Raw genomic sequence first — 16345 nt, forward strand, 5'->3', positions numbered from 1 at the left:
CCCCGCCTCATCACAGGAAGGCACCACCCCCCATGTCGAACGACAGCAAGCTCGTTGACTACCTCAAGTGGGTCACGGCCGACCTGCACCAGACACGCCAACGACTGCTGGAGGCCGAGTCCGGCCGGCACGAGCCGATCGCGATCGTCGGCATGGCGTGCCGCCTGCCGGGCGGGGTGACCACCCCCGAGGAGCTCTGGCGGCTGGTCGCGGACGGGCAGGACGGCATCACCGGGTTCCCCGCCGACCGCGGGTGGGACATCGCGGCGCTGCTCGGCGAGGGCAACGGCAGCAGCGCCTCGATCGAGGGCGGGTTCGTCACGGCCGGCGAGTTCGACGCGGGCTTCTTCGGGATCTCGCCGCGCGAGGCCCTCGCGATGGACCCGCAGCAGCGGCTGCTGCTGGAGACGTCCTGGGAGGCCTTCGAGCGGGCGGGCATCGACCCGAGCGGCCTGCGCGGCACCCGCACCGGCGTGTTCGTCGGTACGGCGGGCGTCGACTACGTCGGCGTGGTGATGAACTCGGACGAGGACATGGAAGGTCACGCGACCACCGGCCTGACGGCGAGCGTGCTGTCCGGCCGGGTGTCGTACACCTTCGGCCTGGAGGGTCCGGCGGTCACCGTCGACACCGCGTGCTCGTCCTCGCTGGTGGCGATGCATCTCGCGTCGCAGGCGCTGCGGGCCGGCGAGTGCACGCTGGCCCTCGCGGGCGGCGTCACCGTGCTGTCGACGCCGATGAGTTTCTCCGGCTTCTCCCGGCAGGGCGGCCTTGCCCCGGACGGGCGCTGCAAGGCGTTCGCCGACGCGGCGGACGGGACGGGCTGGGCCGAGGGCGCGGGCGTCCTGGTGCTGGAGCGCCTGTCGGACGCGCGCCGCAACGGGCACCCCGTGCTGGCCGTCCTGCGCGGCTCGGCCGTCAACCAGGACGGTGCCTCGAACGGCCTGACGGCCCCCAACGGCCCGTCGCAGCAGCGCGTCATCCGGCAGGCGCTGGCCGCCGCCGGGCTGTCGGCCGGCGAGGTCGACGCCGTTGAGGGCCATGGGACGGGCACGCCGCTCGGCGACCCGATCGAGGTCCAGGCGCTGCTCGCCACCTACGGACAGGACCGTGAACGGCCGCTCCTGCTCGGCTCGCTGAAGTCAAACATCGGCCACACCCAGGCGGCCGCCGGCGCGGCCGGCGTGATCAAGACGGTGATGGCGCTGCGGCACGGTGTGCTGCCGAAGACGCTGCACGTCGACGCGCCGTCGGCCGAGGTGGACTGGTCGGCGGGGGCCGTCGAGCTGCTCACCGAGGCCCGGGCCTGGCCGGAGGTGGACCGGCCGCACCGCGCGGGCGTGTCCGCGTTCGGGATCAGCGGCACGAACGCACACGTGATCGTTGAGGAGGCGGTGGAGGAGGACACGGACCCGATTGTCGAGCCTACTGTGGCGCCGGGCGTGGTGCCGTGGGTGGTCTCGGCGAAGTCGGAGGCCGCGCTGGACGCGCAGGTGGAGCGGCTCGCCGGGGTGGGGGGCTCGCCGGTGGACGTCGGGCTGTCGCTGGCGGGGCGCTCGCGGCTCGGGCACCGGGCGGTGTTGGTGGACGGGGCGGAGGTTGCCCGTGGGGCGGCGGGGGAGCGGTCGGCGGCGTTCCTGTTCTCGGGGCAGGGGTCGCAGCGGTTGGGGATGGGGCGGGAGTTGTATGCCCGGTTCCCGGTGTTCGCGGCGGCCTTCGACGCGGTGTGTGCGGAGTTCGATCCGGTCCTGCGTGAGGTGGTGTGGGGTTCGGATGCGGAGCTGCTGAACCGGACGGAGTACGCCCAGGCGGGGTTGTTGGCGGTCGAGGTGGCGCTGTTCCGGCTCGTCGAATCGCTGGGTGTGGAGCCGGAGTTCGTGGCCGGGCACTCGATCGGTGAGATCGCGGCGGCGCATGTGGCCGGGGTGTTCTCGCTGGAGGACGCGTGCAAGCTGGTGAGCGCTCGTGGCCGTCTGATGCAGGCGCTGCCGGCGGGTGGCGCGATGCTGGCCGTGCAGGCGGCGGAGGACGAGGTCCTGCCGCTGCTGGGTGAGTTCGTGTCGATCGCCGCCGTCAACGGCCCGTCGTCCGTGGTCGTCTCGGGCGCGGAGGAGGCGGTCGCGGCGATCGAGGCGCATTTCGCCGACCGCAAGACGACGCGGCTGGGGGTCTCGCACGCGTTCCACTCGCCGTTGATGGACCCGATGCTGGAGGACTTCCGTGAGGTCCTGAACGGGCTGACGTACCAGGCTCCTTCGATCCCGCTGGTCTCGAATCTGACCGGCGCCCTGGGCGGGGATTTCACCGCCCCCGACTACTGGGTGCGTCACGTCCGCGAGGCCGTCCGCTTCGCCGACGGCGTCCGCACCCTGCGCGAGGCCGGGGCCACCGCGTTCGTCGAGCTCGGCCCCGACGGCGTCCTCGCGGCCCTCGCCGGGCAGGACTCGGACGCCCCCGCACTCCCGTTGCTGCGCCGCGACCGGCCCGAGGAGCACACCCTCGTCACGGCCCTGGCCCGTCTGCACGTCACCGGCGTCGGGGTCGACTGGGCGCGGCTCTTCGACCGCACCGGCGCCCAGCGCGTCGAGCTGCCCACCTACGCCTTCCAGCACGAGCACTACTGGCCGCGCCCGGCCCGTCGCATCGGCGACGTGACCGGCGCCGGTCTGTCGCCCGCCGAGCACCCGCTGCTGGGCGCGACCGTCGCGCTCGCGAACGCCGAGGGCACGCTGCTGACCGGCCGGCTGTCGCTGAAGGCGCAGCCGTGGCTGGGCGACCACCGGGTGGGCGGCGCGGCCGTCTTCCCGGCGACCGGTTTCCTGGAGCTGGCCGTCCGCGCCGGTGACCAGGTCGCCTGCGACCGGGTCGAGTGGCTGACGCTCGCCGAGCCGCTGGCGCTGCCCGAGGACTGCGCGGTGGTCGTCCAGATCCAGGTGGACGCCCCGACGGCCTCCGGCGCCCGTCCGGTGCGGATCTTCTCCCGCCCGGACGCCGACGCCGACGCCGCGTGGACGGAGCACGCCTCGGGCGAGCTCGTCCGCGGCGAGCGCATGGCCGACTTCGACACCTCGGTGTGGCCGCCGAAGGGCGCGGTCGTCGCCGAGCTGACCGGGATCCAGGAGGAGGCGGACCTCGGTCCGGCCTTCGACGGGCTGCGATCGGTCTGGCGGCGCGGCGAAGAGACCTTCGTCGAGGCCGTCCTGCCGGGCGACGCGGCCGATGACGCTGCGGGGTTCGGCGTGCACCCGGCGCTGCTGGCGGCCGTGGTGCGGGCGGACGGCCGGGGGCTGGTGCCGGTGGCGTGGTCCGGGGTGTCGCTGCACGCCTCGGGCGCGTCCGTGGTGCGGGCCCGGCTCGTGCGCACGGGCGGGGAGACGCTCGCGCTCGCCGTCGTGGACGCCGCCGGGGAGCCGGTGCTGTCGGCCGAGGCCCTGACGCTGGCCGAGCCGGCCGCCGTGGCGCAGGGAGCGGCCGCGGCGGGCTCGCTGCTGCGGCTGGAGTGGGTGCCCGCGCCGTCGCGTGCGGGGGACCGCGTGACGGCGGCGACGCTGGGCGCGGACGTGGCCTCGTTCGCCGAGCTGACGGACGACGTGCCGGGTGCCGTGGTGGTCCCGGTGGCGGGTGGTTCGACGCCCGAGGACGTGCACGAGGTGACGGCGTGGGCGCTGGGCCTGGTGCAGGAGTGGCTGGCCGAGCCGCGGTTCGCGGACGCGCGCCTGGTGTTCGTCACCCGGGGCGCGGTGGCGGGCGGCGAGGTCGCGGACCTGGCCGGTGGTGCGGTCTGGGGCCTGGTGCGGGCGGCGGAGTCGGAGAACCCGGGCCGGTTCGTGCTCGTGGACGCGGACGGCGAGTTTCCGTTGGACGCGGTGCTGGCCGTGGGCGAGCCGCAGGTGGTGGTACGCGACGGCGTTGTCCGAGTGGGCCGGCTGGCCCGCGTGTCCCCCGGCGGGCGCTCGTCGGGCTGGGGCACGGGAGCCGTGGTGATCACGGGTGGTACCGGCGGTCTGGGCCGTCTCGTCGCCCGGCACCTGGTGACCGAACACGGTGTGCGGGACCTGCTGTTGCTGAGCCGGCGCGGGGGCGCGTCCGAGCTGGTGGACGAGCTGGCGGAGCTGGGTGCCCGAGCCGAGGTGGTGGCCTGTGACGCCGCCGACTGTGAGGCGCTCGCGCGGGCCCTGGACGGCCGGACGGTCACGGGTGTCGTGCACGCGGCCGGTGTGCTGGACGACGGGATCGTCACCGCGCTCACCCCCGAGCGACTGTCGGCGGTCCTCCGCCCGAAGGTCGATGCCGCCTGGAACCTCCACGAGCTGACCAAGGACCAGGACCTCAAGGCCTTCGTCCTGTTCTCCTCGATCTCGGGTGTGATGGGCACGGCGGGCCAGGGCAACTACGCGGCGGCGAACGTGTACCTGGACTCCCTCGCGCACTGGCGCTGCCACCAGGGCCTGCCCGCCCAGTCCCTGGGCTGGGGCGCCTGGATGCCCACGGCCGGCATGACCGGGACCCTCTCCGAAGCCGACCTGCGCCGCATCCACGCCACCGGCGTCCCGCCCCTCACCGAGGAGCACGGTCTCGCGCTGCTCGACGCCGCCATGGGAATCGACGAGCCCTACCTGGTCGCGACCGGCCGCATGGCCGCCGGCGCCCGCCCGCGCGGCGAGGTGCCGACGATGTTCCGCGCCCTCCTGCCAGCCGGGCGCCGCACGGCCTCCGCGACCGGCACCGGTGCCGCCACCATGACGGCCCTCGCCGCCCGCCTCTACGAGCTGCGCGAGGCCGACCGGCTGCGCCACGTCGTGGACCTGGTACGCACCGAGGCCGCCGCCGTCCTCGGCCACGCCTCGCCGCAGGCCGTCGCCGCCGACCGCGACTTCCACGACCTCGGCATCGACTCCCTCACCGCCCTGGAGCTGCGCAACCGCCTCACCGCCGTCACCGGCCTGCGCCTCCCGGCAACCCTGGTCTTCGACCACCCGACCCCCGCCGCGATCGCCGACCTCGTGCTCGCGGAGGTGCTCGGCCGGCACGACGAGCCGGTCGCCCCGGCCGCGGCGGCCGCCGCCACTGACGACGACCCGATCGCGATCGTCGGCATGGCCTGCCGCCTGCCCGGCGGGATCGGCACGCCCGAGGAGCTGTGGGCGCTGGTCGCCGAGGGCCGCGAGGGCATCTCCGACTTCCCGACCGACCGCGGCTGGGACCTCGACACCCTGCTCGGCGGCGGCCCCGGCGACCGGGGGCGCAGCGCCACCGCGAAGGGCGGCTTCCTGCACGGGGTGGCTGACTTCGACGCGGCCTTCTTCGGGATCTCGCCGCGCGAGGCGCTCGCGATGGACCCGCAGCAGCGGCTCCTGCTGGAGACGTCCTGGGAGGCCGTCGAGCGCGCCGGGATCGACCCGACGGCGCTGCGCGGCAGCCGCACCGGCGTTTTCGTCGGCACCGGCGGCCAGGACTACCTGACGCTCGTCATGAACGCCCAGGAGGACATCGAGGGCCACGCGAGCACCGGCCTGGCCGCGAGCGTGGTCTCCGGCCGGATCTCCTACACCTTCGGCCTGGAGGGTCCGGCGGTCACCGTCGACACGGCGTGCTCCTCCTCCCTGGTGGCGATGCATCTGGCCTCCCAGTCGCTGCGCAGCGGCGAGTGCACGCTGGCCCTGGCCGGCGGCGTCACCGTGATGTCGTCCTCGCTCGGCTTTCCCGGCTTCACCCGGCAGGGCGGACTGGCCCCGGACGGGCGCTGCAAGGCGTTCGCCGACGCGGCGGACGGGACCGGGTGGTCGGAGGGCGCGGGCGTCCTGGTGCTGGAGCGCCTCTCGGACGCACGCCGCAACGGACATCCGGTGCTGGCCGTCCTGCGCGGCTCGGCCGTCAACCAGGACGGTGCCTCGAACGGTCTGACGGCCCCCAACGGCCCGTCCCAGCAGCGCGTCATCCGCCAGGCCCTCGCCAACGCGCGCCTCTCGGCGGCGGAGGTCGACTTCGTCGAGGGCCACGGCACGGGCACCACCCTGGGCGACCCGATCGAGGCCCAGGCCCTCCTCGCCACCTACGGGCAGGAACGCGAACGCCCGCTCCTGCTCGGCTCGTTGAAGTCCAACATCGGCCACACCCAGGCCGCCGCCGGCGCGGCCGGCGTGATCAAGGCCGTGCTGTCGATGCAGCACGGCGTGCTGCCCCGCACGCTGCACGTGGACGCGCCGTCCTCGCACGTCGACTGGACGACCGGTGACATCCGGCTGCTCACGCAGGCGGAGGAGTGGCCGGAGACCGGCCGGCCGCGCCGTGCGGGCGTGTCGGCGTTCGGGATCAGCGGCACCAACGCGCACGTGATCGTCGAGCAGGCGCCGCCGGCCGAAGCCGGGGTGGCGGAGCCGTCGGTGGCGCCGGGCGTCGTGCCGTGGGTGTTGGCAGGCAAGTCGGGGGCCGCGCTGGACGCGCAGCTCGCGCGGCTCGAAGGGTTGGACGCCTCGCCGGTGGACGTCGGCCTCTCGCTGGCCGCAGGGCGGTCGCGGTTCGCGCACCGGGCGGTGCTGCTGGACGGCGCCGAGGTGGCCCGGGGCGTCGCCGACGGCGAGCGCAGGACGGCACTGCTGTTCTCCGGACAGGGCGCCCAACGCCTCGGCATGGGGCAGGAGTTGTACGCCCGCTTCCGCGTGTTCGCCGAGGCCTTCGACGCGGTCTGCGCGCAGTTCGACCTGCCCGTCCGCGAGGTCGTGTGGGGCGAGGACGAGGAGCTGATCAACCAGACCGCGTACGCCCAGGCCGGGTTGTTCGCCGTCGAGGTGGCGCTGTACCGGCTTGTCGAATCGCTGGGTGTGCGGGCTGAGTTCGTCGCGGGCCACTCGATCGGCGAGGTCGCGGCCGCACACATCGCCGGGGTGTTCAGCCTGGCCGACGCCTGCGCCCTGGTCGCTGCTCGCGGCCGCCTCATGCAGGCGCTGCCGTCCGGCGGCGCGATGCTTGCCGTGCAGGCGACGGAGGACGAAGTCCTTCCGCTGCTGGGCGACTTCGTGTCGATCGCGGCCGTCAACGGTCTGACCTCTGTCGTCGTCTCGGGCGCGGAGGAGGCCGTCGCGGCGATCGAGGAGCACTTCGCCGACCGCAGGACCACGCGGCTGAAGGTCTCGCACGCCTTCCACTCCCCGTTGATGGATCCGATGCTGGAGGACTTCCGTGAGGTCCTCAACGGGCTGAGCTACCAAGCCCCTTCGATCCCGCTGGTCTCCAACCTCACCGGTGAGGTCGGCGGCGAGGACCTCTGCACCCCCGACTACTGGGTGCGCCACGTCCGCGAGGCCGTCCGCTTCGCCCACGGGATCCGCACGCTGCACGCCGCCGGTGCGACCGACTTCGTGGAGCTCGGCCCGGACGCGGCCCTGTCCCCGGCCGTCCGCCAGACCCTGGCGGATGCCTCGGAGCTCGTCGTCGAGCCGGCCGGCCGTCGTGGCCGTCCCGAAGAGACCGCCCTGCTGACCGCGCTCGCCCGCCTCCATGTCGTCGGCGCGCCCATCGACTGGGCGCGCCTGTTCGACGGCACCGGTGCCCGCCGCACCAGCCTGCCGACGTACGCCTTCCAGCGCGAGCGCTACTGGCCGCAGACCCACTCCCAGGCCACCCGCCCTGGCACCGCCGCTCCGGACGACCCGCTGGACGCCCGCTTCTGGGCCGCCGTCGAGGGCGAGGACCTGGACGCGCTCGCCGCCGACCTCGCCGTGGACGGCGACGCGCTCGGAGCCGTGCTCCCGGCCCTGTCCGCGTGGCGGCGCCACCACCGCGACCAGTCCCTGCTGGACGCGCTGCGCTTCCACGAGTCCTGGCGTGCGCTGCCGGGCGGCTCGACGGCCCGGCCGTCCGGCCCATGGCTGGTGGTGACGCCCGCCGAGGGCGGCGACGAGGTGTGGACGGAGGCGGCCTGCGAGGCCGTCGGACCGGACGCGCTGTGCCTGTCCGTGCCCGCCCCGCAGCGCGCCGAGCTCGCTGCGCTGCTGCGCGAACTGCCCTCGACCGGGCGCCCGTTCACCGGCGTCCTGTCCCTCCTCGCGCTCGGCCGTGAGGCCGACCCGGCCGCCGCGACCCTCGCCCTTCTGCAGGCGCTGCGCGACGCGGACCTCACCGCGCCGCTGTGGTGTCTGACGCGCGGCGCGGTCGCCGTGGCCTGTACCGACTCGCCGGCCGCGCCCGAGCAGGCCGCCGTGTGGGGCCTCGGCCGGGTCGCCGCGTTGGAGCACCCCCAGCAGTGGGGCGGCCTCGTCGACCTGCCCGAGGCGCCGGACCGGTCCGCGGTGCGCCGACTGGCCGCCGTGCTCGCCGGCGCGGACGGCGAGGACCAGATCGCGATCCGTACCGCCGCCGTCCACGCCCGCCGCCTGGTCCCGGCCCCGGCCGGCGCGCCGGACGCGGGCTGGACGCCGGGGCAGAGCCCGGGCACCGTGCTGATCACCGGCGGCACCGGCGGCCGGGGCGCGGCCGTGGCCCGCCAGCTCGCCGCCGCGGGCGCGAGCCACCTGCTGCTGGCGAGCCGCCGGGGGCCGGACGCCCCCGGCGCCGCCGACCTCGTCGAGGAGCTGAGCGGCCTGGGCGCCGTCGTGACGATCGCGTCGTGCGACGTCGCCGACCGTGACGCCCTCGCCGCCCTGCTGGCCGCGATCCCCGCCGACGCCCCGCTCACCGCCGTCGTCCACGCGGCGGGCACGGTCGACGACGGCGTCCTCGACGACCTGACGCCCGAGCGCCTTGCCGCCGTTCACCGGGTCCGTGCCGGGGCTGGCCTCCACCTGGACGAGCTGACCCGCGGCCTCGACCTGACGGCCTTCGTGCTCTGCTCATCCGTCGCGGGCGCCGTCGGCACCCCCGGCCGGGCCACCCTCGCGGCCCCGGCCGCCGTCCTGGACGCGCTCGCCCAGCGCCGCCGCGCCGACGGCCTGCCCGCCACCTCCGTGGCCTGGGGCGCGTGGATCGGCGCCGAGGCCACCAGCATCGACCCGGGCGCCCCGGCCGAGGACGACGGACGCGCCCTGCGCGCCGCCGTCCCCGCCCTGCACCCCGACCTCGCCCTGGCCGCACTGCGCCAGGCCGTCACCCGCCCGGCCCCCGCACTCGTGCTGCTCGACCTGACGCAGCCGCAGGTCCTGGAGAGCCTCGTCGGCCTGCGCGGCAACCCGCTGCTGCGCGACCTCCCGGCCGCCCGGCCCGCCCTGGAGGCCGCCGCCGCGGTCCGCCGCGACTACGCGACCGCCGCCTCCGAGCTCACCGGCCGCCTGCGCGCCCTCACCCCGAGCGAGCGCACCGCCCTGCTCACCGACCTCGTCCGCACCCACGTCGCCGCCGTGCTCGGCTACGCCGACCGCTCCGCCGTCGCCCCGGACCGCAAGTTCCGCGACCTCGGCTTCGACTCGCTGACGGCCGTCGAACTGCCCGCCCGGCTCGGCGCGGCCACCGGCCTCAAGCTCCCCGCCACCTCCGTCTACGACTACCCGACCGCCCAGGCCCTCGCCGAGCACCTCCTGACCGAGCTCCTCGACACCCCCGCCGACCCGCTGCTGCCCGCCGTGCGAGCCGCGGCCGACGACGGCGAGCCGATCGCGATCGTCGGCATGGCCTGCCGCCTGCCCGGCGGCGTCACCTCGCCCGACGAGCTGTGGCGCCTGGTCTCCGAGGGCGGCGACGGCATCGCCGGTTTCCCGGAGGACCGCGGCTGGGACCTGCGGACGCTGCTCGTCGGCGACCGCGACGGCCGCGGCCGCAGCGCCACCCTGGAAGGCGGCTTCATCGACGCCGTCGCCGACTTCGACGCCTCCTTCTTCGGCATCTCGCCGCGCGAGGCCCTCGCCATGGACCCGCAGCAGCGCCTGCTGCTGGAGACCTCCTGGGAGGCCCTGGAGCGCGCCGGGGTGGACCCGCAGAAGCTCGGCGGCAGCCGCACCGGCGTCTTCGTCGGCACCAACGGCCTCGACTACGCGACGCTCATGATGAACTCGCGCGAGGACATCGGCGGCCACGCCGGCACCGGCCTCGCGTCGAGCGTCCTGTCCGGCCGCATCTCCTACACGCTCGGCCTGGAGGGCCCGGCCGTCACCGTCGACACCGCGTGCTCGTCGTCCCTGGTCGCCCTGCACTGGGCCACCCAGGCGCTGCGCAACGGCGAGTGCGGCCTCGCGCTCGCGGGCGGCGTGACGGTGATGACCACCCCGGTGAGCTTCGCCGGCTTCACCGTCCAGAACGGCCTCGCCGCCGACGGCCGCTGCAAGGCCTACTCGGATGCCGCCGACGGCACCAACTGGTCCGAGGGCGTCGGCATGCTGGTCCTGGAGCGGTTGTCCGACGCCCGCCACAACGGGCACCCGGTGCTGGCCGTCGTGCGCGGCAGCGCCGTCAACCAGGACGGCGCCTCGAACGGCATCACCGCGCCCAACGGCCCGTCCCAGCAGCGCGTCATCCGCCAGGCCCTCGCGAGCGCCGGACTGTCGGCCGCCGAGGTCGACGCCGTCGAGGGCCACGGCACCGGCACCGCCCTCGGCGACCCGATCGAGGCCCAGGCGCTCCTCGCCACCTACGGGAGGAACCGCGAACGGCCGCTGCTGCTCGGCTCGCTGAAGTCGAACATCGGCCACACCCAGGCCGCCGCCGGCGTCGCCGGGGTGATCAAGACCGTGCTCGCCATGCGGCACGGCGTGCTGCCGAAGTCCCTGCACATCGACCGGCCGTCCGCCGTCGTGGACTGGACGGCGGGCTCGATCGACCTGCTCACCGAGGCCCGGCCGTGGCCCGAGGTCGACCGGCCCTGGCGCGCCGGGGTGTCCTCGTTCGGGATCAGCGGCACCAACGCGCACGTGATCCTCGAACAGGCGCCCGCTGTGACCGAGCGCACCGAGGACCAGCGGGTGCTGCCCGCCGTCGTCCCGTGGGTGCTCTCCGGCCGCTCCGAGGACGCGTTGGAGACCCACCTCGCCCGCGCCTCCGCCCTCGAACTCTCCCCGTTGGACATCGGGTTCTCGCTCGCCACCGGACGCTCCGCCTTCGAGTACCGGGCCGTGCTGCTCGCGTGCAGCGAGGGCCTGACAGAGGTCGCCCGCGGCGTCGCGGTGGATCGCTCGACGGCTTTCCTGTTCTCCGGCCAGGGCTCGCAGCGCCTCGGCATGGGCCAGGGGCTGTACGCGCGCTTCCCGGTGTTCGCGGACGCCTTCGACGCGGTGTGCGCGGTGCTGGACGAGCACCTGGACCAGCCGCTGCGCGCGGTCGTGTGGGGCGAGGACGCGGAGTCGCTGAACCGGACGGCGTACGCCCAGGCCGCGCTGTTCGCGGTCGAGGTGGCGCTGTACCGGTTCGTCGAATCCCTGGGCCTGCGGCCGGACTTCGTCGCTGGTCACTCGATCGGCGAGATCGCCGCGGCACACGTCGCCGGGGTGTTCTCGCTCGGTGACGCGTGCGCCCTGGTGGCGGCACGTGGCCGGCTGATGCAGGCCCTGCCCTCCGGGGGAGCGATGCTCGCCGTACAGGCCACTGAGGACGAAGTCCTGCCCCTGCTGACCGAGTCCGTGTCCATCGCCGCCGTCAACGGTCCGACCTCCGTCGTCGTCTCCGGCACGGAGGAGGCCGTCGCGGCGATCGAGGAGCACTTCGCCGACCGCCGGACGTCCCGCCTGCGCGTCTCGCACGCTTTCCACTCGCCGTTGATGGACCCGATGCTGGAGGACTTCCGCACCGTCCTCAACGGCCTGTCCTACGGCGCCCCTTCGATCCCGGTCGTCTCCAACCTCACCGGCGCCCTCGGTGCGGACCTCACCAGCCCCGACTACTGGGTGCGCCACGTCCGCGAGGCCGTCCGCTTCGCCGACGGCGTCCGCGCCCTGCGCGAGGCCGGGGCCACCGCCTTCCTCGAACTCGGCTTCGACGGCGTCCTCACCGCCCTCGCCGAACAGAGCCTCGGCGACGACGCGGCCGACTGCGTCCGCGCCGCCGCCCTGCGCAAGGACCGCGCCGACGAGCACACCCTGCTCACCGCCCTCGCCGCGCTTCACGCGGCCGGCGTCCCGGTCGACTGGGCGGCCCTGTTCGACGGCACCGGCGCCCGCCGGGTCGACCTGCCCACCTACGCCTTCGACCGCCGCCGCTACTGGCCGCGCCCGGCCGCCCTCTCCGGCGACGTCGCCTCCGTCGGCCTCGTCCCGGCCGACCACCCGCTGCTCGGCGCCGCCGTCCCGCTCGCCGAGGACACCGACGGCGTGCTCTTCACCAGCCGCCTCGCCCTGCGCGTCCACCCGTGGCTGCTCGACCACCGGATCGGCGGTCGGCTGGCCTTCCCCGCCGCCGCCTTCGTCGAACTGGCCGTCCGGGCCGGCGACCAGGTCGGCTGCGGCCGGATCGCGGAGCTCACGCTCGGCGACCCGCTGCCGCTCGCCGAGGACGACGAACCCGTCGTGCAGGTGCGCGTCGGGGCGCCCGACGACACCGGCGCCCGCCCGGTGGCCTGCTACGCCCGCCCCGGCGACGCCGCCCCCGACGAGCCGTGGACGCGCTGTGCCACCGGCACCCTCGTGCCCCAGGACACCGACGTACCGGACTACGCCCAGGCGGCCTGGCCGCCGGCCGGCGCGCTCGCCGTCGACCTGGACGGCTTCTACCGCGAGTCCGGGCGCGGCCCGGCGTTCCGGGGACTGCGCGCCGCCTGGCTGCGCGGGGAGGAGGTGTTCGCCGAGGTCGAGCCGGCCGGCGAACCCGGCGAGGACGCCCGCTACTTCGGCCTCCACCCGGCCCTGCTCGACGCCGCCCTGCACGCCGCCGTGCTGATCGGCGTCGGCACCGAGGAGCAGCTGCCGCAGCCCCGGGCCTGGCAGGGCGTGGCCCTGCACGCCGGGGGAGCGGCCGCCCTGCGGGTGCGCGTCGCCCGCCTCGGCGAGGACACGGTGTCCGTCACCGCCACCGACCCGGCGGGCGGCGCGGTGCTGACGGTCGGTTCGGTCGCCCTGCGCGCCCCGCAGGCCGCCGCTGCCGCCGTCCGCACCGGCCGCGACCCGCTGTTCCGGATCGAGTGGGTCCCCGCCCCCGCCACGCCGCCCGCCGCCACGGCAGTGCGCTGCACGGCGCTCGGCCGGGACGGCTACGGCACGGGCTCCTCGGCCGCGACGTTCGCGGACCTCGGCCGCCCGGTGCCGGACCTCGTCCTGGTCGCCCTGGAGGGCCCGGCCGGCGACGTCCCGGAGGCCGTCCACGCGCACACCACGCGCGTCCTCGCCCTGGTCCAGGACTGGCTGGCCGAGGACCGGGCCGCCACCTCCCGGCTGGTGTTCGTGACCCGGGGCGCCGTCCGGGCCGCCGACGGCGAGACCGTCCGTGACCTGCCCGGCGGCGCCGCCTGGGGCCTGGTCCGCTCGGCGAACTCCGAGCACCCCGGCCGCTTCGCCCTGCTCGACGTCGAACGCACGGAGGACGTGGCCGCGGTCCTGCCGCTGCTGCCCGGACTGCTGGCCGACGGCGAGGCCCAGTTCGCCGTCCGCGGCGGTGCCCTGCGGGTGGGCCGACTGGCCCGGCTCGCGGGCGCGGCGGGGCTGCTGCCCCCGGCGGGCACGCCGTGGGTCCTGGACGGCCTGCTGCCCGACGACATGGCGCTCGTGCCCTGCCCCGAGGCGGCCGGGCCGCCTGCGGCCGGGCAGGTCGCCGTCGCCGTCCGGGCCGCCGTCCACGGCCGCGGCACCGGCGCGGCCGGCGTGGTGACGGCGGTCGGTGACGGCGTGCCGGACCTTAGCCCGGGCGACGAGGTGTTCGGCGTGCTGGCGGCCGGGCCGAAGGCGGTCGCCGACCGGCGCCTGCTGGCCCCGCTGCCCGACGGCTGGTCCTCCGGGGCCGCCGCCGTCCTGGCCGCGGACTTCGTCCCCGCACGGCAGGCCCTCGGCGGCTCGGCCGTCCAGGTCGGCCGGACCGTCCACGTGCACGCCACCACCACCGGACCGGCCACCGCCGCCGTCGAGCTCGCCCTGCGACTGGGCGCCGATGTCTCCGCCACGGCCCCCGACGGGCTGCGCGACGCCCTGCTCGGCCACGGCCTGCCGTCCGAGCGGCTCGTCGGGCGCGCGGCGGCGGGTACCGACCTCGTCCTCGACGACGACGCCTTCGCCCACCTGCCCGCACCGGACGCCGACGAGACCGCCGCGATCCTCGCGGAGCTCGTCGCCCTGGCCGGACGCGGCGAGCTCACCGCGCCGCCGATCGCCGCGCACGACATCCGCACCGCCCGCTCCGCGCTCACCGCCCGCACCGCCGGGGAGTCCGCCGCCCGGACCGTCCTCACGATGCCCGCGGAGCGCGACCCCGACGGTACCGTCCTGATCACCGGCGGCACCGGCGCCCTCGGCCGCCACCTCGCCCGCCGCCTCGCCGTCACCGGCGCCCGCCACCTGCTGCTCACCAGCCGGCGCGGACCGGACGCGCCCGGCGCGGCCGAACTCCTCGCCGACCTGGCGGCGCTCGGCGCCGAGGCCCGCGTCGTCGCCTGCGACACCGCCGACCGCGCCGCCACCGAGGCCCTGCTCGCCGGCATCCCGGCCGAGCACCCGCTCACCGCCGTCATCCACACGGCCGGCGTGCTGGACGACGGCATCATCACCGCGCTCACCCCCGAGCGCCTGTCCGCCGTCCTACGGCCCAAGGTCGACGCCGTCTGGCAGCTCCACGAGCTCACCCGGCACCTCGACCTCGCAGTCTTCGCCGTCTTCTCGTCCATCGCGGGCGTCATGGGCAGCCCCGGCCAGGGCAACTACGCCGCGGCCAATGCGTTCCTGGACACCCTCGTCGACCACCGCAGGTCGCTCGGCCTGGCCGGCACCTCGCTCGCCTGGGGCCCGTGGGCCCAGGAGGCGGGCATGACCAGCGAGCTCAGCGAGACCGACATGCGGCGCATGCAGTCCGGCGGCATCCCGCCGCTCTCCGTCGAGCAGGGCCTCGCCCTGTTCGAGGCCGCCCTCGGCTCCGCCGAACCGCTCGTCATCCCGATGGGCCTGGCCGCCGGGGGCATGCGCCCCCAGGGCGACGTGCCGCCGCTGTTCCGCGGACTCGTCCGCGCCGCCAGGCGCACCGCCTCGGGCGGCGGCGCGAGCGGCGCCGACGCGGCCGCCGGCTTCACCCGGCAGCTGCTCGACCTCAACGAGCGCGACCGCATGCGCTACCTCGTCGACACCGTCCGCGCCGAAGCCGCCACGGTCCTCGGCCACCCCTTCCCGGAGGCCGTCGACGCCGAACGCGACTTCTACGAGCTCGGGTTCGACTCGCTCACCGCCGTCGAGCTGCGCAACCGGATCGCCGCTGTCACCGGCCTGCGGATGCCCGCCACCGTCGTCTTCGACAGCCGCTCGCCGGTCGAGCTCGCCGCCTGGATCCGCAGCGAGCTCGCCGACCAGCGCACCGAGGACGGCGAGGGTGGGGCCGTGCTCGCGCCCGGCGGCGAGCCCGAACTCGATTCCCTGGAGCGGATGTTCACCGACGCCCTGGCCAACGGCAAGGTGCCCGAGGCCCAGCGCATGCTCGCCACCGTCGCGGCCCTGCGCCCCACCTTCGAGGCGACCGCCGAACTGGAGGACCTACCCTGGGCGACCCGCCTCGCCGAGGGGCCCCGCCCGACCCGGCTGATCTGCGTCAGCGCGCCGACGGCCAACGCGGGCGTGCACCAGTACTCCCGGCTCGCCGCCCACTTCCGCGGCGAGCGCGAGGTGTCGGCGCTCCCGCTGGTGGGCTTCGCCACCGGCGAGCGGCTGCCCGCCACCGCCGAGGTCGCCACCCGGGTGATCGCCGAGAGCGCCCTGCGCGCCAGCGACGGCCACCCGTTCGTCCTCGCCGGCCACTCCTCCGGCGGCTCCTTCGCCTACGCCGCGGCCGGCCTGCTGGAGCACACGTGGGGCATCCGCCCGGCGGGCGTCGTCCTCTTCGACACGCTGAGCTTCCAGCACAACGCCGACGAGGGCACCGACTACACCGGCATGATGCGGCTCAACTTCACCGGCGCCGACTCGCCGGTGCGGCTGACCAACTCCCGCCTGTCCGCGATGGGCCGCTGGATGGTCCTCCTCAACCGCCTGGAGGTCCACCACACCACGGCCCCCGTCCTGCTTGTCACCTGCGAACGCGCCCTGACCGGCGTCGACGAGGCCCCCATCGAGCAGCGCGCCCAGGCCGAGCCGCTCGTGCCGGGCGCCCGGGTGGTCGGTGTCGACGCCGACCACCTGTCGATGATCCGCGAGGACTCGGCTCTCACCGCTGAGATCGTGGAGGCGTGGCTGCGCGGCCAGGAGTAGCCGCAGGCCGGACGGGCGTGCACGGTACCCACGGGTGCCGGGCACGCCCGTCCGTGCTT

Annotated in this window: 1 protein-coding gene; it reads left to right on the forward strand. The window is 75.9% G+C overall.

The window, feature by feature from the left end:
- Window positions 1-32: 32 nt before the first annotated feature.
- Window positions 33-16286, forward strand: a complete 16254-nt coding sequence (locus tag ACH4E7_RS30410; RefSeq protein WP_396252348.1) for a type I polyketide synthase — start codon at window positions 33-35, stop codon at window positions 16284-16286.
- Window positions 16287-16345: the final 59 nt, after the last annotated feature.

The organism is Kitasatospora sp. NPDC018058 (assembly GCF_044327205.1).
Lineage (GTDB): Bacteria > Actinomycetota > Actinomycetes > Streptomycetales > Streptomycetaceae > Kitasatospora.